Below are 17,358 nucleotides of genomic sequence, written 5' to 3'. Positions count from 1 at the left end.
TTATTATTTAGGCATTTCGCTTTTCTTGTTCACGCAGCTCAATCCGGCGAATTTTGCCGGAGTTCGTTTTCGGCAGATCCGTCACAAATTCAATCTTGCGTGGATACTTATAAGGTGCTGTCCATTCCTTGACGTGATTTTGCAGTTCACGCATCAGTCCTGGTGAAGCCAGAGACTCGTCCCTCAGGACTACAAAGGCTTTGACCACATTACCCCGAATTTCATCCGGACTGGCAACAACGGCGCACTCCTTCACACTGGCATGTTTCATTAACGCTTCTTCCACCTCGAACGGTCCAATCGTATATCCCGAACTGATGATAATATCGTCACTGCGGCCTTCAAACCAGAAGTATCCTTCTTCGTCTTTGCGGGCGCGGTCTCCGGTTACGAAATAGTCCCCGCGCTGATTCGCTTCCTTCCGTCCCTCATCCTGATAGTAGGTACGGAACAAGGCAGGCATATCCTTGTGAACAGCGATATCTCCCACTTCACCTGCTGGTTGAGGCTGCCCTTCTTCATTGATAATCTCAATCAGACCAGGTGTAATGGATTGTCCCATGGAGCCAATGCGTACGGGAGCGTCTTTCAGACTGCCAATCAGCAAAGTACTTTCGGTCTGACCGTATCCATCACGAATCGTCAGGTCGAAGTGACGCTGGAAGATTTCAATGACTTCCTGATTCAATGGTTCACCCGCAGACACGGCGCTGCGCAGTTTGGACAGATCATAATGTCCAAGATCGTCCGCTTTTGCCATCAGGCGATACTCGGTTGGTGTGCAGCACAACACATTGATCCCGTATTCCTGCATCAGTTCAAGATAACGTTTTGGCTGGAATGATCCATTATAAACCAGACCTGTTGCTCCTCTTCCGAGTACGGACAGGAACGGACTCCAGATCCACTTTTGCCATCCAGGTGCGGCGGTTGCCCATACGGTATCCGAAGGCTGAATATCCAGCCATAACGAAGAAGCGATACGCAGGTGGGCATATCCCCATCCGTGGCTATGTACAACTCCTTTGGGATTTCCGGTCGTGCCGGAAGTATACGCGAGAATGGCAATATCGTCGCGGTGTGTTTCCACTGCACTCATCTCGTCGGATTGCCCTTCCATCAACTGCTGCACGTTGACCCAGCCTTCTGCGGGAACGCTGTTGTCCCCCGTAGGTGATGCAACAATGCGATGAGCCAGTGCTGGCAGGTCTGCATCCATCTTTTCCACTTCTGCCGTCGTTTCGGACCAAACAATTACAGCACGCGCCTCCGAATGCCGCAGGCGATACTCCAGATCTTTGGCACGCAGCATCTCTGAAGATGGAATAACGGCAATCCCCAGTTTAAGACAAGCAATGTAAATCACATAGGCAATAATACGGCGCGGTACCATGACCAGCACCCGATCACCTTTCTCCAGACCCAAATCACGCAAGCCCCCGGCAAGGCGATTTGCCTGCTTGAATAATTCACCGTACGTAATCTCTTCCAATTCTTTATGATCGCTGAGCCATCTAAGTGCAATCCGATCGGATGGATGATTTTCCATCTCGGATGTCAGGTTATAGGTTTCAGGCGAAATCCACTGTTCAAAATTCAAATGGAGCCTCTCCTTCATATTTCAAATGTATAGCATCTATATATTATACCCTAAATCCTAGGACCAGGTGCTATGATATGAAATACTTTTTCAAAAAAATAAAACACCGGTCAATTATAATGACAATTCATTATAGCTGACTTGTGCTTATCTCAATCATTCTTATATCCATCATTCTTTCATCATATCTGAAAGTTATTCCTGCTAATCGACTCTACCAAGCGTAATTCCCGATACCGTCCAATATGCTTTCAATTTCTTTCAGTTCTTCGCTTGTCAGGCTCGGTGCCTTCAACGCGGCAACATTTTCTTCGATCTGTGATACACGGCTTGCGCCAATCAAAGCGGAGGTTACCCGGTTGTCGCGCAAAATCCAATTCAGCGCCAATTGGGAAATCGTTTGACCTCTGCGCTCAGCAACAGCCTGCAGGGCTTCGAACTTGGCAATCCGTTCATCCGTATATGCTTCTGTCTTCAAATTGCCCGTCGGATTGGCGCGTTCTTCCTTGATCTTGTCCACGTATTTGTTCGTCAATTGACCGCGTCCCAGAGGACAGAATGCAATGGAGCCTACACCTTGCTCATCCAGTACATCCTGCAATCCATCTTCGATCCAACGATTTAACATCGAATAGTTCGGCTGGTGTACGAGACAAGGTGTTCCCAAACTCCGCAGGATGGCGACGGCCTCTCTTGTCTGCTTCGCATCATAATTGGATAATCCCACATACAGCGCTTTGCCTTGTCTCACGATGTGATCCAATGCAGCCATCGTTTCCTCCAGCGGCGTATTCGGGTCCGGACGATGATGATAGAAAATGTCCACATAGTCCAATCCCATCCGGTCGAGGCTTTGGTCGAGGCTGGCAATCAGATTTTTGCGGGAACCCCACTCACCATAAGGCCCTTTCCACATGTAATATCCCGCCTTCGTTGAGATGAGGAGCTCATCGCGGTAAGGACGCAGGTGTTTTTTGAACAAGACACCAAAGTTTTCCTCAGCCGAACCTGGAGGCGGTCCATAGTTGTTCGCCAGATCGAAATGGTTAATTCCCAGATCAAATGAACGCAGAATCATCTCTTCCTGAATATCCAGCGTGCGGTTTCCGCCAAAGTTCTGCCATAAGCCAAGTGCAATTTGGGGCAGCCTGATCCCGGATTTGCCGGAACGGGCATAAGTCATTTCATCATAACGCTGTTCACTCGCAGTATAGGGCATATTAAACTCTCTCTTTTCTTGTTAGGGTTGATGAACACCCTTTCATCTTAGTCATTTTCAATCCGGAACGATATGGCATATCACTATAACCCTATGGAATAATACTTGTTATCTTTTTAAGAGTTACATCTCATATTTCATTTCTTTTGAATAAAAATATGTTAAAATGCAAGATGAAACGAACTCACACAGGAGTGATTAACCTTGATTACATATATGTTCAAAAACAATCCATTGCAGGATCTGCAGCTCCTTCATTACGGAACAGAACCTTGTACTCCCGGTCACTATTTTGGTCCTGCCATGCGGGATCACTACAAAATCCATTATATTTTGGATGGCAAGGGCACCTTCGAAGTTGGAGGCAAAACGTATGAACTGCATAAAGGCCAAGGTTTCCTCATCGTCCCCCATTCTGTCGTTCATTACAAAGCCGACTTGGAGGAACCGTGGGAGTACAGCTGGGTTGCATTTCAAGGTAGTATCTGTCCTTCACTTTTGCAGCAGGCTTGCCTGTCCGAGCATCATCCAATCTTCGACCTGGCAAATGATGATGATATGCGCTCCTGCCTGCATCGCATGCTCAGTTCCCGGAATTCCCACAAAGGCTGGGAGATCAGCATGACCGGATGGTTATATCAATTTTTCTCCATCCTGATCGATCAGGCCAATGAAGATATTCTCCCCTTGGAGCAGGAATTCACCAAAGAAGCCTATGTGACGCAAGTGATGGATTTTGTCGAGATGAATTATGCCAATCCCATCACCGTGCAATCCATTGCTTCTCATATCGGTTTGCAGCGCAGCTATCTGTGCTCCCTGTTCAAGGAACGGATGGGCACCAGTATTCAGTCCTATCTCGTCAATTACCGAATGCGCAAGGCGGCCGAATTGACTCTCGACACCGGATTAACCATTGGGGATATCTCCCGTTCAGTTGGATATTCAGACCAGCTGCTCTTCTCGAAAATGTTCAAAAAAGTGATGGGCGAAGCTCCTACACATTACCGCAAACACAAAACAGCACCTTCCCGGTTAAGCAGTTAACGGGAACGTGCTGTTTTTATATATTTTCAGGACATGACAGCATAGCTTACCATCTGTTTTTATTCATTCAGTATTCCGACATCAGACTTCCAACTACACTTGTTCCTGCATGGTTACACCCACGACGTGCACTTTAATTTCTTTTACCATAATGCCTGTTAACTGTTCTACAGCTTGTTGTACATTATGCTGCAGTTCCTGGCAGACTTGATGCATCCTGAACCCGTACTGAACGTTAATTCGCAGCTGAATGGAGGCTTGGTCCTCCTTCACCTCGACGTCGATGCCTTTTTGCAGGCTTTTGCCGCTGATGCTCTTGGCAATACCTTCGGTTAATCCGACAGACATGGAAGAGATGCCGGAGGTCGCCTGTGCAGCCATACCCACAATCTTGGATACCACATCGTTGGAAATATGAATGGCGCCAATTTGAACGGATTGAGGTTCGATGTACTCGGGGGCGATGTATTCTTTAGGGATGATTTCAGACATGCTTTCCACTCCTTTAATGATTATCGATGAATTAAGATATAAAATGCAATTCAAATTTTTACACGTTAACGGAGAGTGCAGTACCGATCTGGAGAAGCGAAGCGCTCGCCTTCTTCACCAGAGTTTCTCCCTTATAAGAGGAATCAAAAAAACTTGGGGATAACAGCGATCGGAAGATGGTACTGCAATCGGAGTGACTGAGTGTAACAGCCCATGAATTTTATATCCTAAAATCAGGCATTCTGCCATTTCTCCTTGAAGAACAGCTGGTAAACCCGGACCAGAATAATTTTGACGATCATGTAGACAGGGATGATAATCAAAATCGCAATGATTCCGCCCAGATCCCCCGCTCCCAGCACCAATATAATCGTTGTGAGCGGATGAATGTCGAGCTTTTTGCCAAATACATACGGAGCCACCAGATTGTCCTGAATTTGTTGTGCCACCAAAATGATAATCAATGACCAGATCGCCACCGACGGTGATTGAATCAGACCGATAATGACAATAGGGACAGATGACACAATGGCTCCAATAAACGGAACAAAGTTCATAATGACGGCGACGACGGTAAGCAGGAGTGCATAAGGCAGTCCAATGAGCAGGAAACCGATATACATCAGCACGCCGAGCGCCAGATTCACCAGGACTCTTCCGACAATAAAACCACTTAGCGCCTGATCGATCTCAAGGACCACTTCACGGCTGTCTTTTTGGAATCGCTTCGGTGCGATGTGCACCAGTTTACGTCCAAACTTCTCACCCTGCTTCAGCATGTAGAACAAAATGATCGGGAACGTAAACAGAATGATCGCAAAGCTGGAAATGAGCGAAAACAATCCACTCACATAGTTGGTTACAAAGGTAAACCCTTTGTTGATATAGTCCGTAATCTGCGATAACGGTGTTGATCCTTCCGGGAACAACGCCTTGATCGCTCCGTTCTGCTCCAATTCCCTCAACTGTACACTGAGTGAATTAATCAAATTCGGTGCATTATCCACCAGATTAATAAGCTGCTCCCGTAGGGATGGCCATAACCCAACGATGAACAGGACAAGCAGCACACCGAACACGAGATAGATCAGCAGAATGCTAAGTGTGCGGTTCAGCTTTTTGCGTTCCATATAGTTCACGAGCGGCCTTAACAGATAATAAAAGAATACGGACAGCATCATCGGCACGGTAATGACCGTAAGCATGGTCACGAGCGGCTGAAATATAAAGCTGACGCGAGATAACAGATAGATATTGACGAGCACCAGCGCCAGCCCAATGCTGAACCGGACAAACGAACTTCCTTTTAACAAATAGTTCCCCTCCACATAGCCTTCTCTTGTTTGGATCGATATAAGTTGAACCCATACACTAACGCTAAAGCACTGCCCGGTCAGAACAAGCTTTCATGTACATTCAACTTATCCGTTTGGAATTTGAATGGTAAACACGGTTGTTTCTTTACCGCGCCGGGACAGGATCAGGCGTCCGCCCATCTTCTCTGTATTTCGCCGGGCAATCGCGAGTCCGAGTCCAGTTCCGCCCGTACCGGTTCGCGCTTCATCCCCTCGTACAAATGGATCAAAAATGGTGCTCCACAATTCCTGGGGTATACCAACACCCGTATCTGCAACCTCAATAACCACATGCGTATCCAGCGGAATCAACTCCACGCGCAGCTCTGTTCCCTGCGGATTGTAGGAGAGGGCATTGGTAATCAGGTTTTGAATCACTCTCGATAACAATTCGGGATCATATCTGGCGTAGATCTCCTGGTCAGGCACGAGCATTTGAAGTACAAAATGCTTTTGTTCAATCTCCCCATATGTATCGGCCATGACTTCACGCACGAATTCCCCAATCTCCCTCTTTTGAATCTGCATGTGATAATCGGGAGAATCCACCTTCAACAGCTCGAGCATATTCTGTATCATGCGTGCAACCTGAACGGACTTGTTATAAATGTATCCCAGATAACGCTGCTGCCTTTCCTTGTTTTCTCCCCGTCCCTCCACGAGAGCCTGGGCGTATCCCTGGATGGAGGTAATTGGCGTTTTCAAATCATGGGACAGATCGACGATCAGCCGCTGCTTGCTTTCCTCCGCGTAACGCTTCTCTGCCGAGGTGTTCTCGATGACATCTGCCATATAATTAAACGTTTCGCCAATCTGGACGAATTCCTTCTCCGCCGAGATCGACAGACGTGTGCTGTAATTCCCTTGAATCATCTGTGTAAGACCTTGGGACAAAATACTCAGTGGTTTTTTGATTCGACGCGCAACCCAGTAGCTGTATACGAATATCAGCAGCAGAACGAAGCCAATTCCGATCATGATATAAAATGACAGTGGATGCTTCAGGTTGGTAATCAGCTGATTCTCATTAATACGGATACTGACCAGATCACGGGGAATCTTCAGCAATACATACTGTGCATCTCCCTCTGCAGCATATGGAGAAATCGAGTAATAATAAGGTTGATCACTTCGATTCTCCAATCCCGCATACAGCTCCGACTCACTGTAATGGATAACCGTATCCTGCTTAGCGCCGATCTGGTGAATGACCGATCGATCTTCATCCAGAATCTCAATCCAGCCTCCGCTGTCCATCAGCCGCTGTATTTCAGTGCTTGTGGAGTCATCTTCTCGCCCCTTATTCAATTCGGCTGCATAGACATGCGCCTCCACGTTAAGATCAGGGTCAACGACCTGGTCCGAAATACGAAAATCCACGACATCCAGTGAAACCATAAGGTAGACAATCAAGACAAGCAGCAGCAAAAAAAAGTTGAACAGCAGGAAATCCAGTGTCAGAGAGGTTTGCAAAAGTCGCTTTTCTCTAGCTTTCCGTTGGCGCTTCAATTTTGTATCCCAGTCCCCTTATCGTTTTTAGGTATTCCGGTTGTCTGGAGTCGCGTTCAATCTTCTCCCGAATATTGCTAATGTGTACCATGATGGTGCTATCCTCATGCGCATAGTAATCTCCCCATACCGCCTCGTATATTTTCTTGCGGGTAAATACCCGGCCCGGCTGCTCCAGCAGCAGATCCACAATTTTATATTCCGTAGAGGTCAGGGTGACAGGTTTGCCTGATCGGAAAAGTACACATTTGGAGCGATCCAGCATGAGTTCACCAAGAACCAGATTCGTCTCTTTAGGCACAGTAAACTCAGGAGCATCAAATTGATTCACACGCCTTAATAAGGCTTCCACACGGGCAACAATCTCGAGTGGATTAAACGGCTTGGAAATATAATCGTCCGCACCAAGTCCAAGTCCGAGTATTTTGTCATGGTCCTGGCTTTTGGCGGATAAAAACAGAACAGGCATATGATGGGTTGCCCTGATTTGTTTAATTAATTGGAGACCATCCATCACAGGCATCATGATATCCAAAATCACCAGGTCAATGGGGACAGAACGAATGCATTGTAATGCCTCCGCTCCATTTGCGGCGGTCCTTATGTCATAGTCCTTCTCCAGGTACAATTGAAGCAATTCCACAATTTCCGGTTCATCATCTGCGATCAGTACGGTGTATCTCATGTTATTCCTCTCATTTCTTCATTCCTCTATCATCGGCTGTGTATTCTTTTACATGCATGCTACTACTATATACTACGTCTCTTAAATGAACCTAAATCAATTCTAAAGATAACCTAAATAAAAAGCCCAGGCAGGGGCCGGGACTCTTGATTCCATCAAAAATTACATGGTTGTAGTGCTTAAGCTGCTATTTCATATGAAGCCACGGTTTAACCTTTTTATTCAAATACTCCTTGTCATGCTGCACATACTGGCTTGCACGGTTGCGTACCGGATCACCTGCATAGTACCGCTCGTATAGATCGTGTCTGGCTCCGAGGGGACTCCCGGTCAGATCCCAGGCAAGTTGAAACAAACGAATTTTCTCAGGAGCTTGCATTGTTACTCCACCAAGGTATTTGGACATCAATGTCCCTACCGATTCATCTTGGCCGAATTGGCCTGATGGAATCTGAATCAATCCCCCTGCTGCAATGGTTTTCAAAATTTCGACCGCTCGCGGATAATATCGACTCCCCAAATTACGTGCTGTTTCAATGTATTTGAATGACGGCAGCCAGTTACCATATGAATCCGGCTTCGCCTGAACCTCAGAAGCAATAATTAAACCCTCGATCGTCTGCATCTGGCTGATCATCTCACCCAATTGTTCCTGAACATTCAGGAAAGAATCCACCCCAATCTCCTTGGCAATTGCCGAAGTGACTGCGGTGATGAATTCCAGTTTGGAATGCAATCGAATAATGCTCTGATGATAGGCCAGACTGGACGAGGCTGTATTGCAGCGGATCTGCCAAACGGCCTCCGGGTTGTTGTGCAGCAGTACACGTTCCCAAGGGACCAATACGTCGTCAAAAAACAGCACAGCATCCATCTCATCATACCGCGCACTGAGCGGGTGAGCAAAATCAGATGGGGAAGCCGCAAAAGATTCCCGGCATACCAGATGCAACCCCGGACTCCCTACCGCAACAATGACCATATGGGCGAGTTCCGGTCGATGCCCTGGAATCCGCTGGATCGGATACGCAATGATATCATCTGCATATGGAGCTGCCGTGGCCACCATTTTGGCGCCTCGCATGACAATGCCTTCCGAGTTGGTTCTTACAATCCGCAGCATGGCATCTTCATCTTCCCCAACAGGCAGGGAACGATTAATCTGTGGGTCACGCTGGACGATCGTCAGAAATGCATCTTTTCGTTTAGCTTCCTGATAATAGGCTGTTATTTTGTCTGCATACATGGGATCATGTGAAGCCATATCGTCTCTCGTAGCATACCATCCGGTAAGGCGGGACCGAGCATAGTCAGACAGTCTGCTCATCACCCCATAGGTCCGCTCTGACCAGAGCCGAAAGGCTGCCGCCCTGCTGCTGATATCCTGAGTAGAAAGAGGGACCTGGAATGCCTGGTGTACATAACCTCCCGTCTGTTCATCCCAATAAGTGAGCGTTTCTCTTGCATCCTGTTCATCTGCCAAATTAAACAAATTTTCTATCGTTTGCAGTGTGCCCTGAAAGGCGGGATGTTCGGTTACCTGGACACGCTTGCCATCCAGCCATACATTTCGCTCATCATTCAATCGGTGTATGTAAGCTTGTCCACGAGACATCGTGATGCTCATTATACGTCCTCCCTCAGGCATAAGCCCACTGTTCCTATAACTCACAAATCTGCAGTTTTACGAAATTATGTAATGATACAATTTGTATCTAATGAAATAGTACAGTGTCCTGGACAGAAAAGTCAACAAACACCGAACGAGTCATCCGGTGTTTGTTCTGCTGTGCTGATTTAGACTAATTTGGAATACATATGACGCAGATACCGCCAGCGCACAAGGGCAAAGTAGACGATCTGCATGGATGCAAAAACCAAGAAAATACGCAGGCTGTGCCCCACGACCGAAAAATCGACCAGCTGCTGCAGTGCCACAAAAGCGACTGAGCTATGAATTAGTGCAATCAGAAGTGGCAGGAAAAACATCAGGAGCAACTGTCTTGTTACGATTTTGCGAAGTTCGGGACGACTTAGGCCCATCTTGCCGATCATGCGATACTGTGCCTCATCCCTTTCCAGATCCGCGTAGAGTCTAAAATAGGTGAAGCTTGCCGCAAAGGTGAAGAACACAATGCCGATCAGACCGCTCAGAATCAAAATGATCCCATTGGTTTGTTTCGAATTCAGCCAATCCACAACGAGAGCGCTGACCATGAAATAGCCTTTTGTAAAGGGCTGCTTCTGTATGGAATCAATCAGTTCAGGGGCAAAGGCTCGTGTACCCATCCAGTCTTCGACGACAAATTGGGTCATTTTGTTGGAGTAAAAGTCCTCACTCATCTCTATGACCTCATTGTACGCTCGTTTCATTTTTTCGAACAATTCATCGGAAACGACGTAAATGTCCATTTTACCTTCATTAGGGATAACGATCTGGGTAGCGGGAGGAGATAGCTGAACCTGTTGATGATATTGTTCGACTTCCAGATCGACCATTGTTGGTGAGAATCCCTGTTCCACTTGTTTACGCAACTCTTTGCGTGCTGTCAAATTCGCCGGGGTCATGAAGGCCCCATTTTCCTTATCCAACGTCCGCTCTTCATAACCAAGGGCCTTGGCCAAATGGTTGTATTCACTCAATTTGATAATATAGCGATTACTATTCTCATACAGCGGGGTGTAGCTTCCTTTTACATATGGAACTTCATGTTCTATTAGCGATTCTTCAATCTGTCTGATATTCTCCTCTGCCTCCGGTGTATCCCAATAATTCGTGTATGTGAATGCATACGGATTCGTCATGGACGACAACCCGGGGTCTGCCACTGCCAGCATGGTGCCTATTCCCGTAAATGCAGAAGCCGAGATCACACTCACCATAAAAAACATGACGGCATTATCTTTCATTCGATACGTGAGCTCGGACAGGAACAGCAGATTCGTTTTGCGGTAGAACAAACGTGGATTGCTTTTGAGTGCCCGAATGACGTACACACTGAGCTGGGTGAACAGCAGATATGTGCCCGCGATAACCATAACGACACTTCCCAGCAATAATGGAAATGAGAAGTTTACCCACACAAAAGTGAATACCCCAGCATACCCTCCCCCAATGAGCACTACGGAAAGTATAGCGAGCAAACGAGATGCTTTCGGTTCCGGTTTCGGCTTTTCCTCAGATTTGACAAGGTCAATGAGTGTACCTTTGCGTATAAGGAGAGAGGAACACAGCGCAATAACTCCAAAAAGCAGCAGAAACGCACCAGCGGTCAGGGCAATTCCTTTCAGCGGAAAATAGAATCGGAGACTGTTCTCCACAGCTAGCATCGAACCGCAGATCAGCAGAATCAATTTCCCGAAGATCATCCCCAAACCAGTACCCGCTATAATGGCCGCTATTCCGATACACATGTTCTCCATAAACAGGAGCCGGTTCATCTGTTTGCGAGTCATCCCTATGATCAGAAAGATACCGAATTCCTTTTTGCGCGTCTTCAGAAATGAACCTACCGAGTAGAGCAAAAACAGGAATGAAAAGATGAATATAATCATTTCCGCAATCATAAAACCCTGGTTGGCAAGCAAAGTAACCGTTCCACTCGAACCCTTTAATCCTTCTTTTAAGTCCGGATGGAACAAAAGCAATGCATACGTAAAGAAAATCATGACGGAAAACGTGCTGCTCAGAAAGTGAGCCAGATAAATCCGTTTGTTGCGAACCACATTATTAATGGCGAACTGGCGAAAATTCATGTCCTGACCCTCCCATTAGGGATAACACATTGATAATCTTTTGATAAAAAGCAGCCCGGTTATCGCCGTAGTGAATCTCATTGTAGAGTTTGCCATCCTTGATAAAGACGACCCGGCTGCAGTAGCTCGCAGCAACAGCATCATGCGTCACCAGCAGCATGGTAGTCCGATCCTCCTGATTGCGGCGTTCCAGCATTTCCATCACGTCTCGTGCCGCCTTCGAATCCAGGTTGCCTGTCGGCTCATCTGCCAAAATTAATTTGGGCGAATGAATCAGCGCCCTTGCAATGGCTGTACGTTGAGCCTGGCCACCAGAAATCTCATACGTCCGCTTGTCCAGAATCCCCTCGATCCCGAGTTTGCTCGCCAGCCGTTCCACACGTGTGTTCATCTCTCCCAGTGGCGTTCCGTCGAGTGTAAGCGGCAGCACGATGTTCTCCTTGACTGTGAGGGTATTTAGCAGATTAAAGGATTGAAAAACAAATCCCAATTCTTTACGCCGAAAAAGGGCGAGCTCATCCGGATTGAGTTCAAACGGATTTTTCCCGCCAATCCGCAGTTCTCCTGATGTCGGATGATCAATCGTTGAGATCATGTTCAGCAGAGTCGTTTTTCCGCTGCCGGATGGTCCCATAATGCCAACAAATTCCCCCTCCTGAATACTGAGGTCAATGCCCGATAGTGCTTCATACGAGACGATTCCTTTATAAATCTTGCTGATCTGATTTACCGAACATATTTCCATATGTACAACTCCTTCATTTATAATTCGATATGACAAGCCTGACCTGCACATCAATTCATTGGCACTTGTTTTGCCTATTGACCCCAGTTTACCTGAAGTTTCGGCTGTTCTCCTATGGCTTAACCTTTCACTTGCATGACAATGTTGTAAGGTTGGTTACTGGAAAAACAAAAAAGACGCCGTTACCTCATATGGGGAAACAGACGTCAATTGATATCCATCTTTTTTTCTTCATGAAACGAATTGCTACGAATTGCTTGCTGCCACCATCCAGCCTCAGGTATTAAACGTAATCCGGACAGTCGTTCCTTCCCCATACACGGATTCCAGATCAATCCGGTGATTCATCCGAGTCAGGACTTCCTTTACAATGTATAACCCCATACCGGTTGACTCCTTGAAATGACGACCGTTCTCTCCGGTGAAGAAAGGCTGGAATACCCGTCTTAGATCAGACTTTGGAATGCCAACACCCTGATCCTGAACTTCAAGAACGATTGACCTCTCCGCTTGATAAGCTCGCACGTATATCTTTTGCCCGCTACCAGAGGAGTATTTGATCGCATTGGACAAGAGCTGCACCAGGACAAAGCGAATCCATTTGGCGTCCGACTGAACGACGATCGAAGAATCCATCTGTATTTCCGGATAAACGTGATTGCGAATGAAGAAACGCTTCAGTTCATGAATGGCCTCTTCACCGACAGTCTTGAGTGTGACGGGTTCCACGCTGAAGTCCTGTTCAAATGTGTCCAAACGGGCCACATACAGCACGGTTTCCAATCCACGTCTCATCTGATCTGCTTCCTCCCGAATGCTCTTAAACCGCGGATCATCGTCCTCCTGATCCTGCACGGTCAGCTCAATCACCGATAAGGGTGTTTTCATTTGATGCACCCACTGGTTCATAAAAGTCAGATATTCCTGTTGACGCTGTTCCAATCGGTGCAAGTGTGCATGATAATGACCATATTGTGAATCAAGCAGCTTCTCCAGTGCTAGTGATAATGGAACAGCCTCGTTTAATGGGACAAATTCATTTAGTGATTTCATGGATTGTGACATTCGGCTGTAAAAGGATCGGTGTGACAAATAACGGATAATCAAGTAGCCTGCATATAAAAATAATCCTAACGATACGGCATAGACAGCCGTTAACCAATGATCATAACCGTCATACCAGAACACGGCGACAACGGTAAGCAGGATGACGACCACCCAGCAAGTCAAGGCAAGGTGCTCTCGCATAAACAATTTCATGATGGTGATGCTGCTTTCCAGTTCGCATTCAATCGGTAACCCGAACCCCTCACCGTTTCCAGTGCATCCGTTATTCCAAGCTCGGCCAGTCGCTTGCGTACTCGAGTGACATTGACGCTGAGTGTATTGTCATCTACAAAGGAGTCATCCCACAGCTTCTCCAGGATTGTCTCCCTGCTTACCAGCTTGGGACTGCGGCGCAGTAACGTTTCAAGCAGAATCGTTTCCTTTTTCGTCAGCTGCACTTTGCAATCACCGAGCTGAATCTCCAGCCTTTCCAGATAAACCGTCAAACCGTCCAGTTCGACTTTGCGCTCTTCGTCGCGGGCAGCATAATCACCATATACACGTCGCAGCTGACTTCTGATTTTGGCCATCACAATCTCATGTTCGAACGGCTTCGTAATATAGTCATCTGCTCCGTTCTCCAGCGCCATTACCTGATCCATCTTCCCGCTTCGGGCCGAGATAAACAGAATCGGACACGTAGACATCGTACGAATTTGGCGACACCAGTAGAATCCGTCGTAGCTCGGCAAGTTGATATCCAGTAGAACAACATGAGGCTGTATCCGCTCAAACTGCTGTACAACCCCTTCAAAATCCTCAACCAAGACGGCTTTGTCCCCGTAGCGCTCGATATGGGATTTCAGCAGTCCTGCAATCTTGGGATCATCTTCGATGATCATAATGGTATACATATGTGGGTCTCACCTCTAACCTTTAATCATGAAATGCAGTGTTCTTCTCTCTTATCCAAAATCATACCACAGGATGTCCTACTCGGCATTGACCCGTTTGCGCCATTCCACAATGTCTGTGTTTAATTGCTTCAGGTCTCCTGAGGCTTGTTGTTCATCAGACAGCTTGTACGACTGCTTCAGTGTCAGAATACGATACACGCTTTCATCAATTCGGGATTCGGTAATTGTGCCTTTCTTTACTGCATCTTTCAACGTATCGAAAATGGTTTTGGCACTTTCATAGCTGTGAGCCACGAGCAGAATGTCACTTCCTGCCTGAACCGTCGCGATTGCGGCTTCATTCAGTTTATAATTTTTGGCGATGGCACCCATGCTTAGATCATCGGTAATGACGACACCATCATAATTGAATTTGTCTCTTAAATGTTCACCGATAATCACCTTCGATAACGATGCAGGATGGTCCGGATCAAGCTTCGGGAATAAAGTGTGAGCCACCATGACGGCTTCAACTTGCTCTTTCACTGCGGCCTGAAATGGAATCCATTCGAGCTCGGCCAGCTGTTTCTCCGTTTTGTTCACCACTGGCAGATCCAGATGAGAATCCACGGAAGTATCACCATGACCGGGAAAATGCTTCACAACCGGGATGATGCCTTGGCTGCGCAAACCTTTCATCTCTGCGATACCGAGACGAGACACCAATTCTGCCGAACTGCCGAAGGATCGGTCACCAATTACCGGGTTGTTCGGATTGCTATTGACATCCAATACGGGAGCAAAATCCACATTAAAACCTGCAAGCTTGATCTGCCTTGCCAGCAATTCCCCCATTGTCTCTGCCAGCTCGGCGTCTTTCGTGGCACCTACTTTGCCGTTCGATGGGATGCTTTCCACTGCTTCCGGCATTCGGCTGACTTTGCCACCTTCCTGATCCACACTCATGAAGATTGGTACAGGGTTGGAACGATTCTCCTCTTTTATGGACTGGACAAATTTCGCCGTTCCCTGCAAAGTCGTTACGTTATTGGCATAGAAAATGATACCTCCAACCTTCTGGTTCACAATCATCTGTTTGGCTTGTTCATCCAAAGCCGTTCCCTGAACGCCAGCCAGAATCATCTGCCCAATCTTCTCATCCAAGGTAAGCTGATCAAGCTGTTCTTGAACCGGATCAGTCTCTTCCTCAGGCGGAGTGTTGTTTTGTTCATTGCTATTTTCTTCCTCTCCGGTTGTGAGTGAACCATCACTGTCATCCGGTGCAGCAGGTTGTTCCGTATTAGAACCTGCAGAAGAATTTGCCGTGGAATCGGACTTCGAAGCCTGTCCGCATGCCGTTAGAAGCAAGAGTATTCCTATAAGCAGGAACAATATTGGCAGCGAAAATTTACGTTTACTTCTTATAGGATCATTACGCAAATACAAGGAAGTTCATCCTCCTAAATCTTGTTGGAATGTGTACTGTCATGTTCAGGCATAACATTAACATACACAACACTATTTTCAAAGTCATTGCTCTGATGACAAAAATGGAGTTGAGTTGAGAAAAAGGTTTCGCTTATCGGGGTGTAGTGTGGTACTTCGTGGTGTTATGACAATGAGCGTGTGCGATCGATGGGTGAGGGATATGGTAACAGCGGATGAGAATCGGTTTATTATTATGAATTTTTCATGTGTTGAAATTGTAATTATAGAGACGGGAAAAAGCCGCCTTTCGGCAGCCTAAGGTTTGTTGTCGATTTTCACGTTTATTTGGCATCGTTTTAAATCAAGTCTGTAATGGAATGCTTTTAACTCAACGTTTTCAACACTTCTGTTGTAAAAGGGATAATTTCTGCCTGGCGTCCTTCCCTTACTTTTTCCGGCCATTCCGGGTCACTGAGGAGTACACGTCCCAGTGCAATCAGATCAAATTCATTGTTTTCGAGCATTGAATTCAATTGGTCCAGATGGGCATCGCCTGTTCCTTGATTCTCGGTCGATCTGTCGACGAATTCGGCTTCAAGCCCTACCGATCCAACGGATATCGCAGGTTTCCCACTTAACTTCTGTGTCCAGCCTGCAAGGTTCAATTCAGATCCTTCAAATTCCGGCAGCCAGAACCGACGCGTCGAGCAGTGGAAAATATCTACGCCCGCCGCAGTCAGTGGTGCAAGAAATTGCTCCAGCTGTTCCGGGGTCTCTACCAGACGAGCATCGTAATTGCCCATTTTCCATTGAGAGAAACGAAGCACAATCGGGAAATCCGGCCCAACTGCCTCACGGCACGCTTCAATCACCTCAACTGCAAAACGTGTACGATCGACCAAATCACCACCATACTTGTCTGTGCGACGATTGGTGTGCTCCCAGAAGAACTGGTCAATCAGATATCCATGAGCACCATGCAATTCTATGCCATCAAACCCGATTCGCTTGGCATCTGCTGCAGCTTGTGCAAATGCTTGTACCAGGCCTTTGATCCCTTCTTCGGTTAACGGTTCCTTGTTCTCTTCCCCTGCCATGCTGATACCCGAAGGTCTAACCGGCTCCGCCTCTGCATGGGGAAGATCACCAGTACAGCGGGCAGTGCCCACATGCCACAGTTGAGGCATGATTTTGCCACCAGCCTCATGGACAGCCTGGACCACATTCGACCAGCCTTGAAGTGATTCATCACCATAGAATAACGGGATGCTCTCACCGCTTACGGATGAAGGGTGATTAATACCTGTACCTTCCGTGATAATAAGGCCTACACCACCAGCTGCTCTGCGTCGATAATATTCGGCAACTTCCGGTCCAGGTACGCCTTCTGGAGAGAAGCCGCGAGTCATTGGTGCCATGACGATCCGATTGGACAATGTAAGCTTGTCTGAAGTGAAAGGTGTAAACAACGCTGAAGATATACTCATTTGTTTATAGCTCCTTTTTCTTTGGAATGTCAGAACCCAATTACCTTTCTATTTTATAGTTTCTAAATTTTATTTTCAAACATCGCCAGAGC

Annotated in this window: 14 protein-coding genes; 1 reads left to right on the top strand and 13 read right to left on the bottom strand. The window is 46.9% G+C overall.

Features of this window, described 5'->3' with window-relative positions; translation table 11 throughout:
* Positions 1–7: 7 nt before the first annotated feature.
* Complete coding sequence (locus tag HP552_RS15485; RefSeq protein ID WP_246310913.1) at positions 8–1,549, bottom strand: acetate--CoA ligase; 1,542 nt, start codon at positions 1,547–1,549, stop codon at positions 8–10.
* A gap of 265 nt (positions 1,550–1,814) precedes the next feature.
* Positions 1,815–2,819 (bottom strand): aldo/keto reductase, encoded by a 1,005-nt coding sequence (locus HP552_RS15480; protein ID WP_175396316.1) that lies wholly within the window; start codon positions 2,817–2,819, stop codon positions 1,815–1,817.
* A gap of 204 nt (positions 2,820–3,023) precedes the next feature.
* Between HP552_RS15480 and HP552_RS15475 the strand changes: the two genes are divergently transcribed.
* Positions 3,024–3,866 carry an AraC family transcriptional regulator gene (locus HP552_RS15475; RefSeq protein ID WP_175396315.1) on the top strand — a complete coding sequence of 281 codons (843 nt, stop codon included), beginning with the start codon at positions 3,024–3,026 and terminating at the stop codon, positions 3,864–3,866.
* A gap of 93 nt (positions 3,867–3,959) precedes the next feature.
* Here HP552_RS15475 and HP552_RS15470 read toward each other — a convergent pair whose 3' ends face one another.
* The 11 genes from HP552_RS15470 to HP552_RS15420 all read right to left on the bottom strand — a co-directional run bounded on the left by HP552_RS15470 (position 3,960) and on the right by HP552_RS15420 (position 17,266).
* Positions 3,960–4,358, bottom strand: coding sequence for an Asp23/Gls24 family envelope stress response protein (locus HP552_RS15470; RefSeq protein WP_175396314.1), 399 nt, complete (start codon positions 4,356–4,358; stop codon positions 3,960–3,962).
* Positions 4,359–4,591: 233 nt separating this feature from the next.
* The gene (locus HP552_RS15465) at positions 4,592–5,671 is read right to left on the bottom strand and encodes an AI-2E family transporter (protein WP_175396313.1); all 1,080 of its coding nucleotides are present in this window, start codon (positions 5,669–5,671) and stop codon (positions 4,592–4,594) included.
* Between the two features lie 108 nt (positions 5,672–5,779).
* Positions 5,780–7,222 (bottom strand): sensor histidine kinase, encoded by a 1,443-nt coding sequence (locus HP552_RS15460; RefSeq protein ID WP_175396312.1) that lies wholly within the window; start codon positions 7,220–7,222, stop codon positions 5,780–5,782.
* On the bottom strand, positions 7,200–7,907 hold the full coding sequence (locus HP552_RS15455) for a response regulator transcription factor (RefSeq protein ID WP_175396311.1): 708 nt from the start codon (positions 7,905–7,907) through the stop codon (positions 7,200–7,202). Before HP552_RS15455 ends, HP552_RS15460 begins: the two co-directional genes overlap by 23 nt.
* Before the next feature lie 187 nt (positions 7,908–8,094).
* Positions 8,095–9,534, bottom strand: coding sequence for a 4-hydroxyphenylacetate 3-hydroxylase family protein (locus HP552_RS15450; protein ID WP_175396310.1), 1,440 nt, complete (start codon positions 9,532–9,534; stop codon positions 8,095–8,097).
* Between the two features lie 170 nt (positions 9,535–9,704).
* On the bottom strand, positions 9,705–11,663 hold the full coding sequence (locus tag HP552_RS15445) for an FtsX-like permease family protein (protein WP_175396309.1): 1,959 nt from the start codon (positions 11,661–11,663) through the stop codon (positions 9,705–9,707).
* Positions 11,638–12,408, bottom strand: a complete 771-nt coding sequence (locus tag HP552_RS15440) for an ABC transporter ATP-binding protein (protein ID WP_175396308.1) — start codon at positions 12,406–12,408, stop codon at positions 11,638–11,640. Before HP552_RS15440 ends, HP552_RS15445 begins: the two co-directional genes overlap by 26 nt.
* Before the next feature lie 276 nt (positions 12,409–12,684).
* Positions 12,685–13,668, bottom strand: a complete 984-nt coding sequence (locus tag HP552_RS15435) for a sensor histidine kinase (protein ID WP_175396307.1) — start codon at positions 13,666–13,668, stop codon at positions 12,685–12,687.
* Positions 13,665–14,369: a response regulator transcription factor gene (locus HP552_RS15430; protein ID WP_175396306.1), complete on the bottom strand. Its 705-nt coding sequence runs from the start codon at positions 14,367–14,369 to the stop codon at positions 13,665–13,667. The genes HP552_RS15435 and HP552_RS15430 overlap by 4 nt, the downstream gene beginning before the upstream one ends.
* Positions 14,370–14,447: 78 nt before the next feature.
* Positions 14,448–15,797: a beta-N-acetylhexosaminidase gene (nagZ, locus tag HP552_RS15425; protein ID WP_246310903.1), complete on the bottom strand. Its 1,350-nt coding sequence runs from the start codon at positions 15,795–15,797 to the stop codon at positions 14,448–14,450.
* A 365-nt stretch (positions 15,798–16,162) separates the two neighbouring features.
* On the bottom strand, positions 16,163–17,266 hold the full coding sequence (locus HP552_RS15420; RefSeq protein WP_175396305.1) for an NADH:flavin oxidoreductase: 1,104 nt from the start codon (positions 17,264–17,266) through the stop codon (positions 16,163–16,165).
* Positions 17,267–17,358 lie beyond the last annotated feature (92 nt).

Source organism: Paenibacillus xylanilyticus (assembly GCF_013359935.1).
In the GTDB taxonomy this organism is placed as follows: domain Bacteria; phylum Bacillota; class Bacilli; order Paenibacillales; family Paenibacillaceae; genus Paenibacillus; species Paenibacillus xylanilyticus.
The sequence above is the reverse complement of the archived record's forward strand: the minus strand, read 5'-3'. Positions and strand labels throughout refer to the sequence as shown.

Bases quoted from the DNA above. Each gene is read 5' to 3' on its own strand.
- HP552_RS15485 (WP_246310913.1), bottom strand. From the start codon at position 1,549: ATGGAAAATCATCCATCCGATCGGATTGCACTTAGATGGCTCAGCGAT.
- HP552_RS15480 (WP_175396316.1), bottom strand. From the start codon at position 2,819: ATGCCCTATACTGCGAGTGAACAGCGTTATGATGAAATGACTTATGCC.
- HP552_RS15470 (WP_175396314.1), bottom strand. From the start codon at position 4,358: ATGTCTGAAATCATCCCTAAAGAATACATCGCCCCCGAGTACATCGAA.
- HP552_RS15455 (WP_175396311.1), bottom strand. From the start codon at position 7,907: ATGAGATACACCGTACTGATCGCAGATGATGAACCGGAAATTGTGGAA.
- HP552_RS15450 (WP_175396310.1), bottom strand. From the start codon at position 9,534: ATGAGCATCACGATGTCTCGTGGACAAGCTTACATACACCGATTGAAT.
- HP552_RS15445 (WP_175396309.1), bottom strand. From the start codon at position 11,663: ATGAATTTTCGCCAGTTCGCCATTAATAATGTGGTTCGCAACAAACGG.
- HP552_RS15440 (WP_175396308.1), bottom strand. From the start codon at position 12,408: ATGGAAATATGTTCGGTAAATCAGATCAGCAAGATTTATAAAGGAATC.
- HP552_RS15435 (WP_175396307.1), bottom strand. From the start codon at position 13,668: ATGAAATTGTTTATGCGAGAGCACCTTGCCTTGACTTGCTGGGTGGTC.
- HP552_RS15430 (WP_175396306.1), bottom strand. From the start codon at position 14,369: ATGTATACCATTATGATCATCGAAGATGATCCCAAGATTGCAGGACTG.
- HP552_RS15420 (WP_175396305.1), bottom strand. From the start codon at position 17,266: ATGAGTATATCTTCAGCGTTGTTTACACCTTTCACTTCAGACAAGCTT.